Source organism: Mucilaginibacter sp., from assembly GCF_039925265.1.
Classification (GTDB): Bacteria; Bacteroidota; Bacteroidia; order Sphingobacteriales; family Sphingobacteriaceae; genus Mucilaginibacter.
On the sequence record NZ_JBDSZG010000014.1, the window covers coordinates 186,265 to 210,292 of the forward strand.

The window sequence follows — 24,028 nt, forward strand, 5'->3', positions numbered from 1 at the left end:
TCGTACATCCTTCCCTCCTAATTAAGTCATAAAGAATATTTTATCCCTCTAAAAGGGCATAAAATTATTATTTTCGTATTTATAATTCTATCAGCCCCAATGTTATCAGAACCTACCTACCTTCCGGCCCGTATTGTTGCACCCGTCATAGAGGCGCACTTTAAAAAGCACCTGCTGGAAGCCCAGGGCATTAAGGGTGTAAATTTGGCCACCGCTCCTGATAGCACTATTATAGAGGCCGTAATAGACATTGGTTTTTGGGCAAGCCTGCGCCGCGAGGAAGGGCATTCGCCAAAAATATCATTGGCACTGCTTAGCCCGGAGCAATCTGCAAAACCGCTCATATTCGGGCAAAAATTAAGGCTTACGCCGCAAAATTTAATAAAACTGGCACCTGCCGTGGAGCAACCGGGCATTCACCTTGGCGTATGGCCCGAGGGCGACGACCTGTTCATCTGGGGCACTACGCACAGCATCCCATCCATTTGTTTTGTGCTGGAGGTTGTAGAACCGGGGCTGCTGGTAATTAAACACCGCCGGGTAGATGGTTTTGGCAAATTTGTAAACATTGCCGTTTTGCAGGGCGACCAGATAAAGGTTTTGGACGAAGTAACCATGGGTGTTGCCGATTGCCCGGTGCTGCTGAAATCGCTGGCGAATATGCCCCTGCCCTCTTTCATGGGCGAATCGTTTAACGTATTGGTGCAATTAGCGGCCTCTATGCGGGTGCATGGCAAAGGTGGACTGGTGGCTATAGTGCCCGTTGGTAGCGAAAAATACCGCGAATCGGTTGTGCATCCCATAAAATACCCGGTTACGCCTGCCTACAGCGCTATACCCGAACTGCTGGCCCTTAGCGAAACCGAACGAAATAAACTGGAATGGCAGGAAGCCCTTTTACAAGCCATAGACCTCATTGGCGGTTTTACAGCTGTTGATGGTGCAACCATCATCACCAATAAATATGATCTGCTTGCTTTTGGCGCCAAGCTTACCCGTGCAGAAAACAGCGCCCGAATTGGACAAATTGTCCTGACTGAGCCACTTGCGGAAGCAAAAGCGACAAAAGTGCACCCCGCGCAGAACGGAGGCACCCGCCACCTGGCCGCGGCACAATTTGTGTACGACCAAAATGACGCCATTGCACTGGTCGCATCGCAGGATGGGCAATTCACTGTTTTTGCCTGGTCTGTAGAGATGCAGATGGTACATGCACACCGTATAGATGTGCTATTACTGTAACAAATTGATCGTAGCTTCGTCTACCGTACTATAACATATATGAATTTAAATGCATTAACCGAAAGTCCTTTCACCCTCCATATCTCGTTCCATAAACTGATAGAGCATTTTGAGGAGATAGCGGCCACCCAAGCAGGGCCGAAGGCGGATTATGCGCGCTCGGTACTAAAAGAGGTTGAGCCCTTCCCCGAACTAAGGAACGGCATCAGCAACAAAAACCAGATCATAAACAATACGGAGGTTATCAGCCATTTGCTGGAGGGGCTCTTCCCTGAAATATTAACCAATAACGAAATTAAGGCGGTAAGCGTCCCTTATCAGGATATTCTTTTTAACCAAACCAAACGTTTCCAGGGCATTTTAGCATCTGCCGGCGAAGAGTTTAATATCGCTTTCAGGGATTATAACGAGCACCAATTTTATGTGATGGCCTGTTGTATCATTCTGGATGACGCTTATGGCACGCACCTTAATTTTTCTAAACCGCTTTACTACGATATACCAACTGCCGATGGTGTACTAAAACACTACCGCATACTTTATAACGCCGATTTTTTAGAACTCACCCCTACGGATAAGGCTGTAAAATTAACCCAGGAGGATATTGACCTGCTGATGGATAATTTTAACAACATCGACTTATGGAAAGAAAAATTCCCGGTTGGCAGCTGGGAACTGCGGGGATTTGGCCTCATGTCCTTATTTGACGCGACGGTGGAAAGCGCCGTATCATCCTTAAAAGGCACGCTGCTTGGCCGCGATGAGGGGAATGCTAACGTGCATGAAGAGATTGAAGACGTTTTCCGCTCGATATACCGCATACCCGATCTGCGCGTGGGCTTCCTTGCTTTCGACCCGGATGAGAACACTTTTTCGCTTGCCCCGTTTAACGAGCAGCTGAAAAGTTTTTTATTGCCCGAAGAAATTGAGGCGGAGCTTTGTTCTGATACCCTTTGCACGCACTCGCTTGCCACCGTTGTAAACGAAAAGATCTATTTTGCGATCTCCGATGTTAAAAAATACGTGGCTGAGAACCCAACCAGCATTATGGCTAAGCGCTTTAAGGAACAGGGCATCAACAGTCTTATTTTAGCCCCGGTTATCAAAAACGGAAAAATGCTGGGGATCATTGAGTTGGTTTCGGGCCATAAAGGTGAGTTGAACAGCATCAACGCTAATCAACTGGACGTGGTTATGCCGTTTATTACCGACACTATTGACCGCAAGTTTACTGACATGCAAAACCGTGTGCAGGCTATTATACAGGACGAATACACCAGCATCCACCCAAGTGTTTACTGGAAATTCAAGAAAGAAGTAGATAAGTATCTGCTACTTAAAGGCCAGCATAAACAATACAATTTAAAAGAGGTAACCTTTAACAACGTATACCCGCTGTACGGGCAGGTTGATATAAAAGGTTCATCAGAAACACGCAACAACAGCCTGCAAACCGATCTGAAGAACCAGCTTTGCGCGGCAATAGCCTTGGTAGAAAAATTAAGCGTTTCGTCGGGTATCGAATCACTCGACGCGGTTTCGCAGCGATTAAGATCTTACGAAATAGAACTTGACTCGGCGCTGAAGGCAGATACCGAGCAACAGATGCAACAGTACCTGGAGCAACAGGTGCACCCTATTTTTAAACAGGCACTGGTTTTAGAAATTGACAACTGCCCCGCCATTACCAAATACTTTGAAGATGCCGAAAAGATGGGCGATTTTCATTTACAGCGCCGCAAATACGAAACTACTGTTGCCATTATTAACGAACGCATGGCAACCATGCTGGATAGGTGGCAGGTAGAAGCCCAGTCTGCCTACCCCCATTATTACGAGCGCTTTAAAACCGACGGCGTGGAGCACAACCTGTACATAGGTGAAAAAATTGCGCCAAATAAGCCGTTCGAGATGGAATACGTGTACAACCTGCGCCTGTGGCAGATCCAGGTTTTATGCGAGATGGAGCTGGAGCATCATTTCAACAGGGAAATACTGCCCTATCCGCTGGAAGTTACCTCGCTGATACTGGCTTTTAGTTCGCCTTTATCTATCAGGTTCAGGATGGATGAGAAACGTTTTGATGTGGATGGTACGTACAACGCCCGCTTCGAGATCGTAAAAAAACGTATCGACAAAGCCTGCATAAAAGGCACCACCGACCGCATTACCGGCATTGGCAAGTTAACCATAGTTTACACCAACCACGATGAGGAAATTGAGTATTTAACCTACATCCGCTTTTTACAGTCGAAAGGGATGCTGGAAGAAGAAATAGAAATGCTGGATGTGGAAGACCTGCAAGGCATCTCGGGCCTCAAAGCCATCAGGGTAAAAATCCTTTACGATAGCAGTCTACCTTCAAAAAAATGCTACACTTACAACGAACTATTGCAAGAAATAGACCCCGAAGAGATGAAGTATCAAAAAGCTAACGAACCAAATACGCCGGTAGAGTAATCGGCCATGGCCTGGTTTATTTCTTCGGCAGTATTCATTACAAAGTTATCTTTCGCGGCAACAGGCTCATCTATAGGTTCGGCCGATAGAAATAGTATTTGGGTATCTTGCTCAGCAGTCAGGATAATTTCTTCGTTCTCTTTTTCAAAAACAATGAGGTTGTATTGCGCTACCGTTTCCTGGTTGATGCAAACGCTGCCTTTGGCAATGTAAAGCAAGGTCCAGTAACTGGGTGTAGCGTTAAACTGAACCGTTTTTCCTTTTTCAATTTCGCCAACTACGGATATTACTGGCGTAATACTTTTCAGGGGACCGGTTTTACCATCAAACTCACCGCTCGCCAGCCGCAGGTTTACGCCTTCCTGCTCCAAAACCAATGGCTGCTGTTCTTTGGTAGCCGATTGATAGGTTGGTTCATCAAATTTATTGGCCTTCGGCACATTCACCCAAAGCTGCAATAGTTCCTGCACGCCGCCATCTTTTAAAAGGCGTTCGCCTGGCCCTTCGCTGTGCAGGATGCCTTTGCCGGCAAACATCCATTGGGCATCCCCGGCTTTTACAATTTCGTTGTGCCCGGCGCTGTCTTTATGGTAACCCTCGCCCTGCAGCATAAATGTAACCGGCGCAAAGCCGCGGTGCGGGTGCGGATGGATACGCAACGTTTGCCCCCGCGCAATTTCTTTTGCTGGCATGTGGTGCAGTACAATAAAAGGATTGGCAAACCTAAAATCCATATGCGGCAGCGGCTGCCTAACGGTCTCTTCCTTGGTGATCTGCTTTTCGCGGCCTAAAAGGATATGCTGGATCTTCTTTTTCATGTTACTGATACTTTAAATAACACGAATTAAGGCGAATTCGTGAAATTCGCTCCATTCGTGAAATTCGTGTCCATATTATTTAATTCAACACCCCATACTTACCCGACTGAAAATCTTGTATGGCCTCCGCAATTTCCTGCTGGGTGTTCATTACAAACGGGCCATAACTGGCAATTGGTTCGTTAATGGGTTCGCCGCTTAGCACTAATATAACACTTTCGGTATCAGCTTTTATGCTGATCTCCTCACCATCGTTTTTAAACAATATAAAGCTGTGTTCATTAGCTTGTTCGTCATTCACGGTTACGTTGCCATTGATCACCAACAAGGCTGTATTATGCCCTGCGGGAACGGTAAAATCTGCCGCGCCGCCTTGCTTTAATTTGATATCGAACAAATTTACCGGCGTAAAGGTACTGGCCGGGCCTGTTATACTGTTGTAGGTACCGGCAATTACGTTTACCAAACCAGCATCATTAGGTAGTTGAACTTTACCCATTTGTGCCGAAGTGATACCCTGATATCCCGGCTGTGCCGATTTATCCTTTTTAGGCAAATTAACCCAAAGCTGCACCATTTCAAATAGCCCACCTTTGCGTGAAAACTCCTGCTCGTGGTATTCTTTGTGCAGGATGCCTGCACCGGCTGTCATCCATTGTACATCGCCGGGATTTATGATCCCGCTGTTACCTGCGCTATCATGATGGGCAACGCTGCCTTTGTAGGCAATGGTAACCGTTTCAAACCCCTTATGCGGATGCACATCCACGCCCCGTAAATGCTCCGACGGACCAAAATCAAATTCGGCGTTAAAATCAAGCAATAAAAACGGACTAATACGTTGCTGCGAGATCCCCGCGCCAGGTATCATATTATAAACCCTAAAACCGTCGCCAACCATACCTGGCCGCGCAGGGCGGGGAATTATTCTTTCAATCGACTTTTTCATTTTAATTTGCTCCTGTTTAATAATATAAAGGTAGGCAACAAAGCAAAGGCATCGAATAAGGTAGGTTAAGGGGAATTGTTAATGTAGATTAAGGGAGAGTAAGTAGTGGGTGATGAGTTGTGAGTAGTTTAAGGAGCTTACCAAAAACTCACCACTCATTACTTATCACTCATCTCCCCCCTATTTTATCACTACCGTATTTAGCATCTTGCTTAAAAACTCCGGCGTAACGCCGATATAGGATGCTACCTGTTTTTGAGGAAGGGAAAGTATAAGCGAGGGATAAAGCGTACAAAAGTTGGAGTAGCGCTCCATAGCGTTCAGGATCATATTATCTATCTGCCGGTGCTGGTAGGTTGCCATGGCGTTCTCGGCCAGCATTCGGCCAAAGCGCTCGAATTTTGGGTATTTGAGTTGCAGTGCATCCAGATCGGGTTTCAGGATGTAGAATAGCTCGGTTTCCTCAATGGCGTCTATGTTAAGGCGAGCCGGCTCGTGGGTAAGCAGGCTACGCATATCCACTATCCACCAGCCGGGCGGCGCGAATTGTAAAACATGCTCGCCGCCATTTTTATCAACCGCGTAGCTGCGCAGGCAGCCGTTGGTAACAAATGCTATTTTGGTATTAACATCACCCGCTTCCAGCAAGTATTGTTTACGCTTTACTTTTTTATAGTGCAAAAAGGAGGTAAAGTAAATTTCTTCCTCCTCGGTAAGGGTAACGTATTTGGCAACATTGTTTAAAATAGGCGCGTAATCCATAGCTGTTACAAGTATAAAATTAATACACTAATTTTTGTCTATCAAAATCAAAGGCCACAAGGATGATCCCTATGGCCTTTGCGAAATATATATATTCGCTCCTTGTATTCAAACTCAATTATACCACCGGTTCTCCCGTGCAATTGTATTCCTCGTGGAATTTTACCAGCTTCAGCATCACATCTATAGCGGCTTCGTAATTTTTTACGCCTACTACTTTTTTATATTCGTTCTCCAGGTTCTCTACCTGCGTTTTAAGGTGCTGGTAAAATTTTTCGCCATCGGGCGTTAAGTAAAGCATAGATGCGCGTGCATCGTCTGCGCTCTTTTCACTGCGCACCATATTGGTGGCTTCCAGTTCTTTTACAATTTTACTGGCGGCCTGTTTGCTTACGCTCATTTTTGCTGCCAGTGCGTTATTGGTGATACCCGTAGTGCCAATGCTCATAAAAAACGGCAGGTGCGCGTTATTAAAATCTAAATGGTTCATACGGCAGAGCTTTTTCATGCTCCAGTCGTCTATAGAACGTTTAAGCAGGTACACCAGTTTACAGGTGATCCGTTTCGAATCCTCAATTGTATTGCAATCTGCCATGATAGTATAACGATTAAAGGCTTACCTGGTTTACGAATTTACGTTAAAAATCGAACTTAACAAATGCGCGTACACCGTATTCAGGCGCACCCGGATGATCTAAATAAGTAAAGCGTTTTACAAAATCTATACGCAGTACTTTAAATATATTACCTACCGCAACGCTTCCTTCAATGTAAGGTGTTGAGCCCAACGCATAAGTGCCGCCGTTAGCTCCCGAAGGGAAACGTAACAGATTAGCATGGTTCATCGGGTCGTTCTCGCTGCGTACGCCACCCCAAAGGGCTTTAAAATCGATGATCTCGCGCAGTTTCAGTTTCTTTAACAACGGCACACGATTAAACAAAAAGCCATTGAAGTTATGGTCGATAGCGATGCTGGCGTAATGGTCGCTCACAAACTCCTGGAAGTTCATCAGGTTATAAGAGTATAGCTGGAACGCGTAAGTTTGGTTAGCATGGTGTATATCCAACAACGGGAACGGCACCTGGCCAAACAAGTAGCCACCTTCGGTACTGACATCAGTAAAGCCTAACTGCGATAAATAAAAACGCTTGCTGATGTTACCGGTTACGTTTTGGTAGTTGTAATCGCCACCTGCCAGGCCTTTAATGCCCTGTGTGTAGCTCAGGGTAAATACCGGGTATTTGTCAGGTATTGGGGTGCGGTAAAGCTTACCCTGATAAAATTTTTCATGCGGTGCCCAGCGTAAAGAGCCTGATAATTCTGCTGTGTGAATTGTACCTACATCATTCAGCGTGCCGTTTGGCAGCAGGTTTTGGAATTGTAAGGCACCTGCGGCGTTTTGGTTCCATTTTTTGAAACCTAATGAGTACGATAAGTGGTTGCTAAACTCGTGCACATAATCCAAGCGGAAAATATCGTTGTACAGCCACATATCATTCGCGCCACGTTTAAAGGATAGCAGGAAGTTACTTTCCTGTACAAACTGCAACTCCTGGCCCGGTACTTTTGTATCGTGCTGGAAGCTTGCGCGGATATAATTCTGCGGGAACGAGTAGATAGATTTATTGTTGAGCGAATAGGTACTGCTTAAAAAGTATTTCCACTCTTTATCTTTAGTACCGTAAGCGCCGTAAGTTTCAAAATAGTAACGTTTGCTTAACAACGGGGTGCTGCGGCCGCCAAAGCGTAAACGCAAACCTTCTACCGGGTTAAAGCTGTAAAATGTGTTGGCGGGGCCAACTTCAAATGTGCCGTAGTTTTTGTAACCGGCAAGCACCAGCGTAGCAATATCCATCGTTTTTTTAAACGATGGGATGGTTTGCAGGCTGTCAATGTTTTTATAGATGCTGGCTGCAGCGGCATCCAGTGTATCGGGGCGGCTCATCAACCAGTAGGTATCATCTTTTTCGGATGCGTTGGAAGCGATAACTTGAGCGGGGCCTTTGTAGGTATCATCGGTACGAGGTGAATTTACCACGAAGTTGTTTACCGATACCAAACGCTCGCCATATACGCCACCGCCTTTATTTTTGTTTATACCGAACTCAATTTTAAGGTCGCTTTGGCTTAAATGGTATTTGCCATCGCTGTTCTTCTCAAAAGCAAGCGTAGCCTGCATCTGCCTTACAAAGTTAAGGTTGATATTTTTGTTTACGTTTAACTGAGCGTTTTGCACGGCATAGTTGCCATCCATGGTAATGTAGATCTTGCCTTCAAACAGTAAACCATTGGTATTGCGCGGCGTAAAGCTCAGCTCTATCAGGTTTGGCTGCTGATCTTTTAATGTATCGGTAATAAAGAATTTGTAGAAATCGGGCGAGTGATCGGCTATCGGGCTCAGTAACTGGTTGCTCAACAGGGACACGTTGTTATCATAGATGTTGATATCCTGATACATCCGGTTAAAGTATGAAGTAAGCCCCTGGTTGTCAACAAAGCTCTCATCGTATTTCACCTGCTTATTAGCAGATATCACCTGCTTTTTCGCATATGGCGACTTACGGTAATAGTTATCAGATAATTTTTCTTCCTGGTATAACGGCAACAATGTTTTACCGCCAATAGCAGTAGAATCCTGCTCGCGGAATAAAAACTGGTAATTTTTAAAGATGCGTTTAGTTTTGAATTTTTCGCTCAGGTTACTCAGCGCAAAGCTCATGCGCTCGTATTGTTTGTATTCGGCAAAGTTGTAGTTCTCCAACTGGTTTTGCTCTTTATGGGCAATAACCTTGCGGATCAGCTCCACAGCAGGGTTATCCTTATTGGTATATTTTTTCTTCTTGCCCGATTTTACAACAACCTCGCTTAGCGCCTGGTTATCTTCAATAAGGGCTATGTTTATTTCCTGCTCTTTACCCGGCTCTATGGTGCGGGTAGCGGTTTTAAAGCCCACAAAGGTTACCTGTATCTGGGTGTATTTGCCTGTTGTGCTAATGCTGTAACGGCCCTGGGTATTGGTACCGCTGCCTATAGTGCTATTGGCAAAGGTTACGCTAACGTAAGGCATTGCCTGGTGTGTTTTAGCATCGGTAATGGTACCGCGTACCACTGTGCTCTGGGCGTGCAGCTGGTTAACAGCTCCTAACGAGAGCAGTAAAATTATGATGCTTTTAAAAAGCGGTTGTAGGTTTTTCATTGTTGTGATATTAAGAATGCGATAGGGTGGTATTATTGTATTGAAAGCGTTTTTGAGCCAACTGGCGGCCCGCGGCGCTGTATTTTGCAACCACGTGTTTTACCGTTTTGCTTGATGTTTGTACCAGGCTGCGTGCGGTAAGGGTTAAAAACTCGGTATTAATGTCCAGACCGTTAAGGCTTTGCTTAAGGCCTTCGCCCAATGCTTCGATAACATACCTGGTAGAGCTTTTTAAGAACGCGGTATTAGCAACCGGTATGTTACCGGCTGTATTAGTATTTGTTTTATATAGGCTTTCAGTTTTCATGACTTTATAGATGATGATACAAAGGTAAACTAAGTTGACTATATTAGTCAACTTAGTTTACGATATTTTTGTTAGTTAGTGTGTTTGTGACACTAAAATGAAAATTGTAGATATTCTGCTTATTTACCCACATACGATTGCAGACGACCATGCTGGACAAACATTTCAAGCCAAGTGTGTTTATGACACTAAGATGAGAATGTCCGTGCGGTGGTGGCGAGGCGCAGAAGGATGTTGTTTTGATCATTGAGTGTAACACGTTTGCTTTTGTTATTGATATGCAACCAGTTATACCAATAGCATACCAACCCATCAATAAATTGACAATCAATTACTTATACAATGGAAGCAAAACTAAACAAACGATATTTCGATAATTGAGGACGACTTTCGCTAAATTTAGTTTGGGGCAGCCAAACAGCTCTCAATAAAAAAAGCCCCGTTCGGTTATGAACAAGGCTTTGATATCAGGGGAATAGAAATACTACTATGCGGGTAGTCCGGCAAAATGATATAATAAACGGCGATGTTTATAGGCCGGGTTTCGGTATTGCGTCCACTTATATTGAGTAAAAGCCTGATTTAGAAGATATTACAAGAGTTTTCTTTGCAAGTCGTTACCCCAGCGATAGCTGATGCTTACCTCGTGAGTGGCATTATTATAGCCACCCAAATTTGATGATGATGTGCCAAACTGGTAACTATAGCCAACTTTAAAGCTGTTGGCGTTTACAGATATTATCCCGGCCACTTGCTTGTTGGTGCGGTAGTTCACTCCCAGGCCTAATTGTTCTTTTAAATAGATAGTGCCCGAGAAATCTGCTATTACGGGCGAGCCCTGCAGGTACGATACCAGTGAAGCGGGCTTAAATTGCACGTCGTCGTTCAGTTTTATTAATGCGCCACCGCAGAAATAATAATGGCTGCGCAGGTAATTGGCCTGCTGTACCGATGCTGTACCCAGGTTGCGAAAGCTAAGTTCCGGCACCGAAACGCCTATGTAATAATTATCGCTGTAGAACATTACACCAAAGCCAATATTCGGTTTTGTTTCCCTAACGTCCTGGCTAAACACCGGGTCATTTGGGTCGAGGGTGGAGTAATTGGCCACGTAGTTCCTGATCCCGGCGTTAATAGATACCGACAGGTATGATGAGCTGGCCAACTGGATAGATTTGGCAAAGAAGGCGTTAACCTCTGTTTGGTTTTCCACCGCAAACTTATCGTTCACTAAAAACAGCCCTGCAGTGGCCCCTATCGACTCTAAAGGAAAACTGGCACTCATCAGTAAACTGGTTGGCGCGCCATCCAGCCCTACAAACTGCCTTCTGCCCAGAATGTTTACATTACCCGCTTTATCCAGTAATGAATAGGCCGGGTTTACGGGCGTAAGGTTATCTGCGTACTGATTGTAGCTAAAAGTATTTTGCTGGGCAAGTGCCCTGCCGCTTGTTAAAAGCAGCAGGGTTATGCCTAATAATGTTACACTGTTTGCTACAGCCCGGGCTGTTGTTATTAGTTGTTTAGTTAGCATTGCGTTAGCTCTTGTTGTATGCGCTAAATATAATCGTTAATAAGCGCTACGCCTTTTCTTTTTTTATTAGTATTTAACAACGATATACCCCGTCTTGCGTTTGGTTTCGGTTCCCTTCTTGTACTCTACCGAGTAGAAGTAGGTGCCGGCCTGCTGCAGGGTACCCTTGCTGCTGTGCCCGTCAAAGGCCTTGCTTTCATTATCGTAGCCTTTAGCTTCGTAAACCACGTCGCCGTTTCGGTTCATGATGCGGACTGTGTTTTCCGGGTAAGCATTGATGCCCTGTATGGTCAACCTGTCGTTAATACCGTCTCCGTTTGGAGATACCGCCTGTTTAACCACCAGGTCTATGGCCTGCGGGTCTATTGATGGCTCTGGTTTTTGCAGTACACTTAACTGGTCTTTGTTCTTCCCTACTGCAGCTATTACCGGCGGTGTGGCCTTATTCAGGGTTACCTCGTAGGTTTTTACCGTTACACCATCTTCTGCTGTTACCCGGATGTTGAACACAGTAGCCGGGCCACTCAGGATAATAGGAGAGGAAGTAGTGCCACTGGCTACTACCGTGTCCCCCTGGCGGATCACCGCACCGGCATCCTGTGTTATCAGGGTAAGTTTTACACTGTTTGTAGAGGATGATACCGATGCCGTGTAGTTAAGATCGGCCGGGCCGCTTACCTGAGTTAGCGGCGCCAACGGTGTAAATATTATTTTGCTTAAGTATGCATTGCTGCTGCCTGTTTTGTTTACGGTTATCTTATAAGTTTTTACCGCCACCCCATCTTCTGCCGTTACCTGTATATTGATGGTTGTAGCAGGGCCGGTAAGCGTAACCGGTGCAGAGTCTGCACCGCTGGCTACTACATTACCGTTCAAGCGAATCACCGACCCGGCATCCTGTGCGGTAAGGTTAAGCTTTACAGAACTTGCCGAAGATGAAACCGCAGCGGTATAGTTAAGGTCAGCGGGGCCGCTTACCCGGGTCAGGGCTGCATAAGGCACTAAAGCTACCTTGCTTAAATAAGCGTTCCCCGAGCCTGTTTTGTTAACTGTTACCTTGTAAGTTTTTACCGTTATTCCGTCTTCTGCTGTTACCTGGATATTGACCACTGTAGAGGGGCCGCTAAGTGTAACCGGTGCTGAATCTACACCACTGGTTACAATATCTCCGTTCAGGCGGATCACCGCCGCAACATCCTGTACAGTGAGGTTAAGCTTTACTGAACCCACAGCGGATGCAACCGATACACTGTAATTAAAATCTGCTGTACCACTTATCTGGGTGAGCGCCGCATAAGGCAAAATAGCTATCTTGCTCAAGTAAGCGTTGCTGGAACCAGTTTTGTTCACCGTTACCGTGTAGGTTTTTACCGTTACACCATCTTCTGCTGTTACCTGTATGTTGACGGTTGTAATGGGGCCGCTTAGTGTAACCGGTGCAGAATCTACCCCGCTGGCCACTATCGCACCGTTCAGGCGGATCACCGCCCCGGCATCCTGTGCGGTAAGGTTAAGTTTTACCGAACCCGCAGCGGATGCAACCGATACACTATAATTCAGGTCGGCCGGGCCGCTTATCTGTGTTAACGTCGCATAAGGCACAACGGCTACCTTGCTCAGGTAAGCATTACCCGAAACTGTTTTGTTAACTGTTATCTTATACGTTTTTACCGTTACTCCGTCTTCTGCAGTTACCCTGATATTGATGATTGTAGCGGGGCCTGTCAGTGTAACCGGTGCCGAATCTACACCACTTGCTATGATATCTCCGTTCAGGCGGATCACTGCCCCGGCATCCTGCGCGGTAAGATTAAGTTTTATAGAACTTGCGGAAGACGAAACCCCGGCAACATAGTTCAGGTCGGCCGTACCGCTTACCTGAGTTATAGCGGCATAAGGCACCAGGGCTACCTTGCTCAAAAAAGCATTCCCCGAGCCAGTTTTGTTAACTGTTACTTTGTAATTTTTTACTGTTACTCCATCTTCTGCCGTTATTTGGATATCGACTACCGTAGAGGGGTTGCTCAGCGTAACCGGTGCCGAATCTACACCATTTGCTATGATATCTCCGTTCAGGCGAATCACAGCCCCCGCTTCCTGCACAATAAGGTTAAGCTTTACGGAACTGGTGGAGGGCGCAACCGATGCAACGTAGTTGAGGTTTGCGGGGCCGCTTACCTGGGTTAGGCCTGCATAAGGTGTGAGCGTTATCTTGCTCAGGTAGGCATTGCTCGAGCCGGTTTTGCTCACCGTTACCGTATAGGTTTTTACAGAGCCGTCTGTTCCTGTTATCTCCACAGGGATGATATTGGCGCCGGTAGCCAACGTAACCGGGGCTGATGCTACCCCGCTGGTGCTGATGGTACCATTCACCTTTACGGTGGCCAGTGCATCACCCGCTGTTGGGGTGAGTGTAATTGTGCTTATAGCATTGGCTACGGTCGCGGTATAATTAAAGGTGTTTTTATTGAAACCCGGGCTTAAGGTGCCTGCACTCAGTGTAAGGCTGCTGAGGGTCGCATCCGCAGCGCGTGTAACTTGTACGCTGTTAACGGCCATCGTGGCACCATCCTGCGCTACACTGGTGATGATAACGGAGTTGGTGCCAACGTTAAGCGGAGCGGTAATTACACCTCCGGTTAGTGTGATGTTATGGCCATTAAGCCTGGCCGACATACTACCCGTGGTATCTATAAGTATCGGTGTGACATCTATAGATGATACTTCATTGGGTACAGCTACATCGTAAGAATTACCCGCCATCTGGTCAAATACCGGGGAAAGGGTACCTCCACTCACTAAAATATTCGACAGGCCTGCTTCACTTGATGGTGCACGGGTGACGGATAAGGTATAAGTCCTGTTGGTTACTCCGTCCGCAGCTGTTACTTCAATATAGTAATTGTGAACACCTACCGTTAAGCTGCTGTTAGTAACGGATGCACCTGCTGCAAGCGGCGCGTTATTTACTTTTACCGTTGCATTCGTTTCCGTTGCCGCCGGAGTAAACGACACAGATGTGGTTGCATTTGGCAGGTAAACATTATAAGTTGTATCGGCACCGTTAAACGCAGGGTTTAAACTGCCGGTGCTTAACGCTATGCCAGCAAGCGTGGCATCAGTTGACGCATGCTGTACATTAATGGTATACGTTTTAGAAGTTTCGCCGTCGCCTGCTGTAATTTTTACGGCAATAGTGGTGGAACCATCTTCCGCTATAGTTATAGGTGCAGATGCATCGCCATAGTTTACGTAATCACCATTTACCAGCATTTGGTAATAGGTTTTGTTGCCCATAGGCGTTACCGTAATAGCCGGAATATTCAGATCTACCTTTGCTACGTAGCTGGTAACATTCGGATCGAAAGCAGGGCTTAAGTTGCCGGCGCTAAGCGTAAGTGTTTTTAACCTGATCGGACGTTTGATCACCAGGCTGTATAACGTGGTGCTGGTACCATCTTCAGATTTAGCAGATATGCTTTTAACGTTGGTACCTTCAAACAGGGCAACTTTCTTTGGCCCGGTGCTGCCGCCTTCACCACCACTTACGCGGGCTGTTGCCAGCGGATCGTGTGTGGTTGGGGTGATGGTTACCGAATCTGTTTCGGCGCTAACATCAAGGTTGTAAGTCCTGATGTCTGGATTGAACGACGGGCTTATGATGCCCACGCTGGTAACCAGGTTTGATAATTTAGAATCGGAAGGTATTGGCGATACATTGAAGTAATAAGATTTTATGGACCCGTCTTCTGCGGTTACGTGTACGCCAACCTGCTCGGTGTTATTGTTAGTAAAGTTTATGGTATAAGGCGTGCCCGATGCAATTGGAACAGCAACTGCAGGGTAAGCTCCTATTGCCATAGTTGAAAGCGGATCGGTTACTGTTGCTATCAATGTTGCCGAAGTAACCCCGTTTGGCGTACTTACCGTGTAAAAATCAGTTGCCGGGTCAAAAGGCTCGTTAAAGCCGCCGCCGTTTAGCGTCGCGCTTGCCAGTGTATTGATGCTTGAAGCAGGCGTTACGGTCATGGTACCGCCTACCTGGGTGATATTATAATTAATGGCGGTTACACTACCAATGGGGTATATATTGTAATCACCTGCACCCGAATTGATGGTTGCATCTGTTGTTAGTTGAATGGCCGATGTAAACGCGGTCGCCTCAGTATCGCCATTTTTAAACCCGCTTACGCTATAAGTAAGCGCCGGGTTTGGTTTGGTAGCAACTTTTGTTTTATTATCGATAGTAAAGGTTAACGGCGCACGGTCAACCTCAAAATAACCACCCTGGAACGTTAGCTTATAGTTGCTGTCGTTTATGGCTAAAGTACCTTGGGTTACGTTATAGGGGCCCGCTGTTTCGCCGGCATCACGTGCTAAAGCACCGGTAATGGTGGTACCGCCAAGTAATGAGCCCGATACAATGCTGTAGTTGATTGCAGGGTCGGCATCGCCATATATTTTTATGGTAGAACCGCCCGATACCACAACTTCCCGCTGTATAATATTGTAAGGGGCGCTATGGAAAATAAGGTCGTAACTTGCACCATTGGTTATCGCTAACGTACCTAACGTTGTTGCATACGAGCCAACAGCCGTGCCTGAGGTGCGGTCTGGTGAACCCGATAGTACATCCCCGCTGGCTAATGTGCCGGTGTAGGAGTAACCAATACCTGGGTCTGGGTTACCAAATTGCACATCCTGGCTTAAGGTATTAATATCAATAGTACGTTTGTTAATGGTAAAGTTTGCAGGAGAGTAGTTAAGCGTATAGCTGCCTGCATTGCTTACCGCAAGTGTGCCCTGCCCTATGGCATAATCGCCAGCGGTTTCGCCTGTGGAACGTTCAACGTTGCCGCTGTAGGTGTCACCCGATACTAAGGCGTCTGCAGTGTAAGTTAAGGCCGGGTCGGTGTCGCCAAAGGTTTTGCTGTTTGCAACGGCTGTAACATTGATCGCCTTTTTATCGATAGTGAAATTTGCACCGGTAAAACTTAGCGTGTAATTGCTGTTTAAAGCAAGTGTATTCTGGCTGATAGCGTAAGTGCCGTAGGTTTCGCCCGCTGCCCTGGAAATTGCACCCGTAAAGCTATCGCCGCTTACCAATGCATCTGCCGTATAGGTTAAGGCAGGATCGGTATCGCCGTAAGTTTTATTTTTGGCAGCGGCAGTAACGTTTATGGTCTTCTTACCGATTGTTAAGTTAGCGCCTGCATAAGTTAAAGCATAGTTGCTGGTTAAGGCAAGCGTACCTTGATTGATAGCGTAGGTGCCAAAGCTCTCGCCCGGCGCACGGGTTAAAGAGCCCGTGAATGTATCGCTAAACGCCAAACCTGTGCTTGTATTATAAGTTAATGCAGGGTCGGCATCGCCGTAGGTTTTGGTTTGGGCACTGGCTGTAACGGTTACAGGTTTTGCTGTTATGGTTACATAAGCCGTTTGAACGGTTACGTCGTAATTAGAGGTAATCTCTATCAAGCCGGAGCTGCCGTTGCTATAGAATTTCTTGGTACCCAAGGTCATCAGATAAGTGCCCACGTTTTCGCCGGGAGCACGCCCAAATTGGTCACCTGTTGCATCCCCGGGGGCCAATGATCCTGCTATGATCTGAAACTGATTTAAGAACGGATCAGCCTCGCCATACACTTTGGTTTTGCCTACGGGTAAAACAGTGACGGGCCTTTTGTTTATTGTAAGGTTTGCGCCTACATAGGTAACATTATAATTGCTACCATAACTAAGGGTGCTCTGATCAATAGTATAAGTGCCAATAAACTTATTTTCGTTTGGCAACACCCGGCTTAATGCACCTGTAGGCGCATCAGAACCTACCACACCTGTTGCGGTGTAAGTAAACGCAGGGTCGCTGTCGCCGTAAACTTTAGTTTTGGCAGCGGCCGTTATGGTAAGGTTTGCTTTATTTACCGTAAGGCTTTGTACCACGTTTGCAGCGGCGTTGTAGTTGGTATTGCCCGTCTGCGAAGCCGTGATATTGGCAGTACCCTGCCCTACTATGTGTACCTGGTTGCTTACAATGGTGGCAACAGCAGTGTTATCGCTCGCATAAGTAACGGTCAACCCGTTTCCTACAGTTGCGCCAGGTGCAAAATCAGCGTTGCCGTAGGTTTTTGCGGGTAAAGCGCCAAAGGTTATTGTTTGTGATGCTTTATTTACCGTTAATACCTGTACCACATCTGTAGCAGCTAAATAGCTGGCATTGCCTGCTTGTGAAGCGGTGATATTGGCAGTGCCCGCCCCTACAATGTGGATTTGCCCGCTTACTATGGTAGCTACCGCGGTGTTGCTACTGGCGTAGCTTACGGTTAAGCTGCTGCTTGCGCTGCCGCCCGGTGCAAAATCTGCATCGCCATAAGTTTTTGAATTTGTTGACGCAAAGGTGATGGTTTGCGCTGCTTTTGGCCTGTTTACCGTAAGCGTATAGGTTTTAGTTGTTGTACCATCTTGCGCGGTTACTATGGTGGTAACGGTATTAGCGCCGATACCTAAACTGATATTGCCCGATGCCGAACCGGATGCGACCGCAGTGCCGTTAACTTTTACAGTGGCATTGGCCTGATTAATGGTTGGTGTTACCGTAATGGTGCTTGTTGCATTGGTAACGCTTGCCGTATAAGTAATAGTGCCTGCGGCAAATGTTGGGTTTAATGTACCACTGCTTATATTAAACGCAGATAAATTAGCATCATTTGATGGTGTTGAAAAGCTAACCACCGAGCCATAAGTTGTACCTGCGCCGTTTATAGCGTAAGCCCGTGCATAATAAGTGGTAGACGCGCTTAAGCCGGTAACGCTTGCCGAATATGCGCCATTTGTAGTTACGGTAGCGTTTGCTGCTTTAGTATCGCTTACGGTTGGGGTTGAATTAGTAGAGCTATATACAACGCCACGTTCTGTACTAAGCCCATAACCATATACTAATGTACCACCTAAGGTTGCCGATGTTGCCACAACGGAACTTGCAGCCGCTGTGGTTACCGTTGGCCGGTCAGGTACTCCAAAATCATATATCTGTGGCGTATTTTGGCCGGTTGTGAAATTGAGTGTCGTACTGAACGTGTTATTTGTGAGGTTTATGGCAACGATTTTTCCCGTGCCATAGTAAGCATCGCCAACGTAGAGGCGGTTATTGCCCGCATCAAGGCCTAAGCGAAAAGGCGAATTACAAACTGACGCAGCTATTTGAACATCGTTGGTACCGTCGATATTTTGTCTTCTTACCTGGTCGGTGGCCGAAAGTGTAGCAGCACTCCCCCCTTCGGCACAATAGTACAAATACCCGGTAACCTTATCTAAGGCGACATCATAAACCGAGTTCAATGATGTGGCAAAGGCGCGCGAAGTAACGGCGTTGCTATTGGCCAGGTCCACGGTTTTTATGCTTCTGCCGCTAAAAGATACATCAACTACGTACACTTTATTATTAGCCGCATCCACTTCAAGCCTGTAGGGGTTTTTTGTTATCGATGTAGCCAGGGTTTGCAAACCGGTACCGTCCGGGTGTACCCGGTAAAGGGCATCATTTGCAGTAACTTGCGTAATATCGCCGCCTTCGGTAATATAATACAGCCAGTTACCAACCACATCGTAATTTATATCCTTTATATAAGCAGAATTGGCGCTGGTAATGGTACTTGTCACCGAGCTACCGGTAATAACTTTGATAACATTACCGCTTAAGTTACCCTCGGATACGAAGATGCGGTTGTTATTACCATCCAACGCAACGGCGAACGGTTGTATCAGCCCGGCGTTGGCACCTGTAATAACGGTACTTACGTTGGTGCCGTCGTAGTTCATTTTTTTGATCAAATCGCCCGCGATAGCGGCGCTGGTGTTACCCGGTTCGCCCATGCTGTAAACAACCTGGGCACGGGTAGCTGTGCCAATCAGCAATAATACTAATAGCAAAAAGGCAGCCTTAAAAACGCCGGAGGTTCTTAGTAAGCTGCTTTTTAATAAGAGTAAATTTGTTTTCATAATGTTCACTTAAATAGTCCGTTTTTTACGGCAACGCCGCTGTATTTTAATATAATATTTGCCCGTTTCAACCTTAAAAACTGCAAGCCGGGCCGTGGTGCAGGTATCATATCTATAAAGTTTTGCCTGTCACCGTTTATTAATACGGGCGGTATAAAACTTGTTATTTGCGAGTTAATAGTATCGGCCGTTCGGCCGGGTGCATAATGGCTAAATTGCAAGGGCTTAGGAGCCTCGCAACTAATGCTAAGTGAAAAGCAGCGCCCCATTATTTGAAGAAGGCGCTGCTGCTAATATTTAATTATGGCCTGCTTGGGTATATTCCGTCCCAGCAAATAATATAGTTTATGGCCAATATCGGTGCGATAGTTGATACCGGCTGGTTACCACCAGTATAAGAAACACTTTTTGGATTTAATGCCGCAAGCGCAAATACAGGATCGGTACCATCGTTGTAGGTAGAAAGAGGGTTACCACTGCTACCATCAATAGGTACCGAGATAAAATTGTTAAGCGGGTCCGACTGGTTGGCCGCGGTAGTTAGCCCATGCATCGCATGTGTGTGTGATGGCATTTGCTGCTGCGTTATAGTTACGCTTTCAGAACCGGCCATCTGCCCCAGGTCATACTTTTGGGACGAGCCCCTGCCCTGTCCCGGTTGTACCGGTGCGCGGCCCCTCAGATCCGGTAGCGCAAAGGTATTTTGGCCATCGCCTCCATAGGTGGTGCCAAGCAATGAGTACAACGTCTCGTACTGTCGTATGGACAATAAGGTTCCATCGCAAAAAAACCAACCTCTTGGCGCAAACGTACCCGCAAAAAGAGTGATGGATGCCATTAACTGATCGTTCATAGTTATAAATTAATTAGGTTTTAGGGTTTATAGTGATTAGTTTGTGTTTGAGTTATGGTCTTGACGGATAAACACCTTGCCAGGCAATGATAAAGTTGATACCTAAATATGGCGTAACTACGTTAAGCGGCTGGCTGTTACCGGTAGCCGTAATAGTTTTTTGATTTAAATAAGTTTGTGGCAGTGTTGTGTCCACAAAATCCTGGTAATTAGATTCTGCATTACCGCTGGTTTCGCCTACACCTATCGCAAGGAAATTATTCTCAGGAGAAATTTGGTCAGCTGCCGATGCAATGGTAAGCACCTGGTGGCTGTGCGCAGGCATTTGTTGTACCGACAATGTAACGTTTTCCACACCGCCTATTTGCCCCGGGAAGTATTGCGATACACCTCTTCCTTGCCCATTACCTGCATGGATAGGCGCGCGGCCCCTAAGATCTGGCAATGCAAAGGTTTGCACGCCGTCGCCGCCATAGGTGGTACCAATTAGGGAAAACAGTGCGGAGTATTGAGCAATAGATAATAAGGCGCCATCGCAAAAAAACCAGCCTTGTGGTGCAAACAGGCCGGCAAAAATTTTAACTTCAGCTAAAATAGGTTCCATGGTTGTAATTATTTAGGGTTATTGTTAAGGTTTATAATTGTTGGGTAAATATATTATATTTAATTGTTAGTAAAAGAAATATTAAATATTAAAAGCTCGTTGTTAATTATTTAAACTACTAATAAACAGTGCTTTATTTGTGTATTGCATACATTTTGTATACGGTTTTTACATATATAACTTATCCCTTTCAGGAATATTTTTTAACAACCAATTAATTTATTTAGGTATACCAGTTATCAATTATTACTATGAACCGACCAGAATATAGCCGGTACTTTGTTCCCGGCTATATATGGTCGCTGGTTCCCTTAACATTAATTATTTATTACGATCCAAATGTATATGGAAGTTTAAAACCGGTACAGGGTGTAAACAGCTTTTTTAAGGGGGTAATTTAAGGGTGAAAAAAGGCTGGATACTTTTTGTGATTGCGCGTGTAAATACCCACTTTCGATAACCTTAAAATTAAAACGTTATGACAATCAAACACACCCTCATGTTATTGGCTTTCGCAGGTTTCGGCCTTGCATCTTGCCAAACCAAAACCGCCGAGCCGGCCGAAACTGCGGATAAACTAACCGCTGTAGACCCTACCGACCTGCTGAGCTTAGACACAGCCAAACGCTATGTGGCTAACTATAGAGCCGGCACCGTAGATTCTATCCAGGCAGATGGTAAACATGTACCGTTGCCAAATTCACGTGCCATTTGGTTTAGCAAAGCAAAATTAGAGGCCATGCTGGAAAGCATGAGAGGAGAGAAAGGCGACGGCGTACGCTTTTACTTTGCCGCTTATGACCCAAAACTGGGCGTACCTACCGGCAACAGTCCCGACCCAAAGTACGCAGGTTATAACACACTCATTATGGTATCAACCGTTAATAAAGATACCCTTGGCCAAAAAGGCCTGCATTGGGATAGCTATACTAAACCAGGCGTTAAAGGGGGTATCATTATGGTAGGTGCCGGTCCGGAAAATCGTGGTGAAATGTGCCCGCCGCCAAGTAACTGCCCTGCAATTGGTGCAACGCTTATCCCATAATAAAAAATGGGATCTGTTCCGTTGAGCAAATTATTTACCCTGAACACGGTAGCCGAACTTATCTGCTTCCTGGTTGCGCTTATATTCCTTTACCGGGATAAAAGCGCGGCCTGGAGGTTGCTAATTGTTTACCTGCTGCTCACCTTTGCTGCCGAAACAACGGGCCTTGTTATTCGCAAGGTGTTTTTATCGCCCAACCTGCCGGTATATAACACTTTTGTGGTGGTAGAGTGCTTTTTTACCAGTTATTTTTTCTACACGCTTTTTAAGCCATACGGCTACAGCATGAAATGGCTTTTTGGCTGGCTGGCTTTATTTACGGTAATGTACATTAGCGAGTTGTTTTACGTGCAGTTTGCCGATTTTGTAGCCGTAACAGCATCCATAATGTCTATTGTATTTGTATTGGCCTGCATGTGGTTCTACTACCTAAAACTTACCGACGAACGGTACGAACCCTTGTTGCAGTCGGCCGAATTTTGGTGGGTAAGCGGCGCGCTGTTCTTTTACTTTGGTAGTACCGCCTGCAATATCTTTTTTGATTACCTTAAGCAAAACGAGGTATCTACCTACAATAGTTCCATCAGGTATATTATTTTTAATGTACTAAATATTATATTGTACTCATTCTGGTCATTTTCATCCGTATGCCGATATCGCCAAAGGAAATCGTTTCGTTAATTGGACTAACTTCCATCGTTTTCCTCATCGCCCCTATCTTCCTGATACGGTACGTACTGCTGTATAATCGCAAAAAGAAAAAACACGAAGAAGAAAAATTAGCTATGGTAAAAACACTGGAAACCGAACTGCTGCGTACCCAAATGGAGGTACAGGAGCAAACGCTTAAAACCATCGCGTATGATCTGCACGATAATATTGGCCAGCTGCTAAGCCTCACCACCATTACCCTCAGTTCTATTAACCTGGATGATAAAGTAAAAACCGCCGAGAAAATTGCTCTGGTGGAAGATCTTACCGCCCGCTCCACCAAAGAGGTGAAAGCCCTCTCGCGGATGCTGCACAGCGAGGAATTACTAAGCAGGGGTCTGTTCTCGGCTATTGAATTTGAGCTGGACTGGATGAAACGCAGCGACCGTTTTACCATCAACTTTAAAAAACCAAAGTTTGAATCTTTTACGGAAGATGCAGGTAAAGAGACCATCATGTTCCGTCTTTTCCAGGAAATTATAAATAATATTATTCAGCACTCAAAGGCAACAGAAATATTTGTTACTTTGGAGCAGGTTGAGAGTTCGTTAAAGTTAACCATCCGCGATAACGGCGTTGGTTTTGATGTAGACGCGACCCTGAAACGAAAAACCGGTATGGGCCTGTATAATATTAAAAAACGCGCTGCCATTATAAATGGAACCGCTTCAATAGATTCTACGCGTGGTGCCGGTTCTGTTATAACCATTACAGTACCTTATTAATACAATTACCATGTCCTCCCCCGACAAAATAGATATTGCCATAGTTGACGACCACACCCTCTTTCGCCAGGGCCTGGTTGGCCTCCTCACCGAAAGCGGCCGCATAAATGTATTGTTCGATGCCAGTAACGGCGCAGATATGATCCAAAAGATAGGCAAGCAAGCCCTGCCAGGCGTTATACTGATGGATATTACCATGCCAATAATGGATGGCTACGAAACCACCAAATGGCTTAAACAAAACCACCCCGAAATAAATGTACTGGCCCTGAGTATGTTTGAAGAGGATAAACCCATTATTGAGATGCTTAAAAGCGGCGCGGGTGGGTACATGCTTAAACAATCGAAAGTAGCCGATTTGGTGAACGCCATTGCCGGCATCAACGAACACGCGTTTTATATTAACGAACTGGTATCTGGCAAGTTGCTGCGCAACATCCAAAACAAGCAAACCGTTAAAAACGACTTCTCGGACCTAAACTCCAACGAACTCCGTTTCCTGGAACTTTGTTGCTCCGACCTCACCTACAAACAAATTGCCGACCAGATGAACCTGAGCCCCCACACCATTGATAATTACCGCGAATCGCTGTTCCAAAAGTTTGAGACCAAATCGCGCACAGCCCTGGTAATATCGGCGTTGAAAAATGGGTTGATAAAAATTTAGCGTTTCAAATTGAGACTGAGATCTTGCCCCTGCCCAACCCGCTAACGGGCAAAAAAAGAATCGGCAAAATTGGTGTGAAAAAAGGAGTCAAAAGACGCGTTTTGGTCAAAAAAAGCAAAAAAAGAATGTTTTCTATATAGTTTTTGAACGATTTTT

The 24,028-nt window shown here is 45.7% G+C and carries 16 protein-coding genes; 6 read left to right on the plus strand and 10 right to left on the minus strand.

All coding sequences use genetic code 11. The features are described 5' to 3' along the window. Positions 1 to 99: 99 nt before the first annotated feature. Positions 100 to 1,242 (plus strand): putative sensor domain DACNV-containing protein, encoded by a 1,143-nt coding sequence (locus tag ABIX36_RS07125; RefSeq protein ID WP_348081471.1) that lies wholly within the window; start codon positions 100 to 102, stop codon positions 1,240 to 1,242. 39 nt (positions 1,243 to 1,281) lie between these two features. Then, positions 1,282 to 3,702 carry a GAF domain-containing protein gene (locus ABIX36_RS07130; RefSeq protein ID WP_348081472.1) on the plus strand — a complete coding sequence of 807 codons (2,421 nt, stop codon included), beginning with the start codon at positions 1,282 to 1,284 and terminating at the stop codon, positions 3,700 to 3,702. Here the strand turns inward: ABIX36_RS07130 and ABIX36_RS07135 are convergent. The 10 genes from ABIX36_RS07135 to ABIX36_RS07180 form a co-directional block, all read right to left on the minus strand. Beyond that, the gene (locus ABIX36_RS07135; protein ID WP_348081473.1) at positions 3,666 to 4,520 is read right to left on the minus strand and encodes a pirin family protein; all 855 of its coding nucleotides are present in this window, start codon (positions 4,518 to 4,520) and stop codon (positions 3,666 to 3,668) included. The genes ABIX36_RS07130 and ABIX36_RS07135 overlap by 37 nt on opposite strands. A 79-nt stretch (positions 4,521 to 4,599) precedes the next feature. Then, entirely contained in the window at positions 4,600 to 5,469 is an 870-nt protein-coding gene (locus ABIX36_RS07140; protein ID WP_348081474.1) for a pirin family protein, read from the minus strand. 180 nt (positions 5,470 to 5,649) lie between these two features. After that, positions 5,650 to 6,231 carry a Crp/Fnr family transcriptional regulator gene (locus tag ABIX36_RS07145; protein ID WP_348081475.1) on the minus strand — a complete coding sequence of 194 codons (582 nt, stop codon included), beginning with the start codon at positions 6,229 to 6,231 and terminating at the stop codon, positions 5,650 to 5,652. Between the two features lie 118 nt (positions 6,232 to 6,349). Beyond that, the gene (locus ABIX36_RS07150) at positions 6,350 to 6,826 is read right to left on the minus strand and encodes a MarR family transcriptional regulator (protein ID WP_348081476.1); all 477 of its coding nucleotides are present in this window, start codon (positions 6,824 to 6,826) and stop codon (positions 6,350 to 6,352) included. Positions 6,827 to 6,869: 43 nt separating this feature from the next. Further along, a complete protein-coding gene (locus ABIX36_RS07155; protein WP_348081477.1) occupies positions 6,870 to 9,428 on the minus strand; it encodes a DUF5686 family protein in 2,559 nt (852 codons plus the stop codon). A 10-nt stretch (positions 9,429 to 9,438) separates the two neighbouring features. Next, positions 9,439 to 9,735 carry a hypothetical protein gene (locus ABIX36_RS07160; RefSeq protein WP_348081478.1) on the minus strand — a complete coding sequence of 99 codons (297 nt, stop codon included), beginning with the start codon at positions 9,733 to 9,735 and terminating at the stop codon, positions 9,439 to 9,441. A 592-nt stretch (positions 9,736 to 10,327) separates the two neighbouring features. Next, a complete protein-coding gene (locus ABIX36_RS07165; RefSeq protein ID WP_348081479.1) occupies positions 10,328 to 11,269 on the minus strand; it encodes a PorP/SprF family type IX secretion system membrane protein in 942 nt (313 codons plus the stop codon). A 66-nt stretch (positions 11,270 to 11,335) separates the two neighbouring features. Beyond that, a complete protein-coding gene (locus ABIX36_RS07170; protein ID WP_348081480.1) occupies positions 11,336 to 19,267 on the minus strand; it encodes a cadherin-like beta sandwich domain-containing protein in 7,932 nt (2,643 codons plus the stop codon). A 301-nt stretch (positions 19,268 to 19,568) separates the two neighbouring features. After that, a complete protein-coding gene (locus ABIX36_RS07175) occupies positions 19,569 to 20,120 on the minus strand; it encodes a tail fiber protein (protein WP_348081481.1) in 552 nt (183 codons plus the stop codon). Positions 20,121 to 20,172: 52 nt separating this feature from the next. Next, complete coding sequence (locus ABIX36_RS07180) at positions 20,173 to 20,724, minus strand: tail fiber protein (RefSeq protein WP_348081482.1); 552 nt, start codon at positions 20,722 to 20,724, stop codon at positions 20,173 to 20,175. Positions 20,725 to 21,202: 478 nt separating this feature from the next. Here ABIX36_RS07180 and ABIX36_RS07185 point away from each other — a divergent pair, with 478 nt between their 5' ends. The 4 genes from ABIX36_RS07185 to ABIX36_RS07200 are packed head-to-tail and all read left to right on the plus strand — an operon-like array spanning position 21,203 to position 23,872. Beyond that, entirely contained in the window at positions 21,203 to 21,769 is a 567-nt protein-coding gene (locus ABIX36_RS07185; protein ID WP_348081483.1) for a hypothetical protein, read from the plus strand. A 21-nt stretch (positions 21,770 to 21,790) separates the two neighbouring features. Further along, a complete protein-coding gene (locus ABIX36_RS07190; RefSeq protein WP_348081484.1) occupies positions 21,791 to 22,450 on the plus strand; it encodes a hypothetical protein in 660 nt (219 codons plus the stop codon). Then, positions 22,417 to 23,205 carry an ATP-binding protein gene (locus ABIX36_RS07195; RefSeq protein ID WP_348081485.1) on the plus strand — a complete coding sequence of 263 codons (789 nt, stop codon included), beginning with the start codon at positions 22,417 to 22,419 and terminating at the stop codon, positions 23,203 to 23,205. The genes ABIX36_RS07190 and ABIX36_RS07195 overlap by 34 nt, the downstream gene beginning before the upstream one ends. Positions 23,206 to 23,215: 10 nt before the next feature. Further along, entirely contained in the window at positions 23,216 to 23,872 is a 657-nt protein-coding gene (locus ABIX36_RS07200) for a response regulator transcription factor (RefSeq protein WP_348081486.1), read from the plus strand. The last annotated feature ends 156 nt before the right edge of the window (positions 23,873 to 24,028 follow it).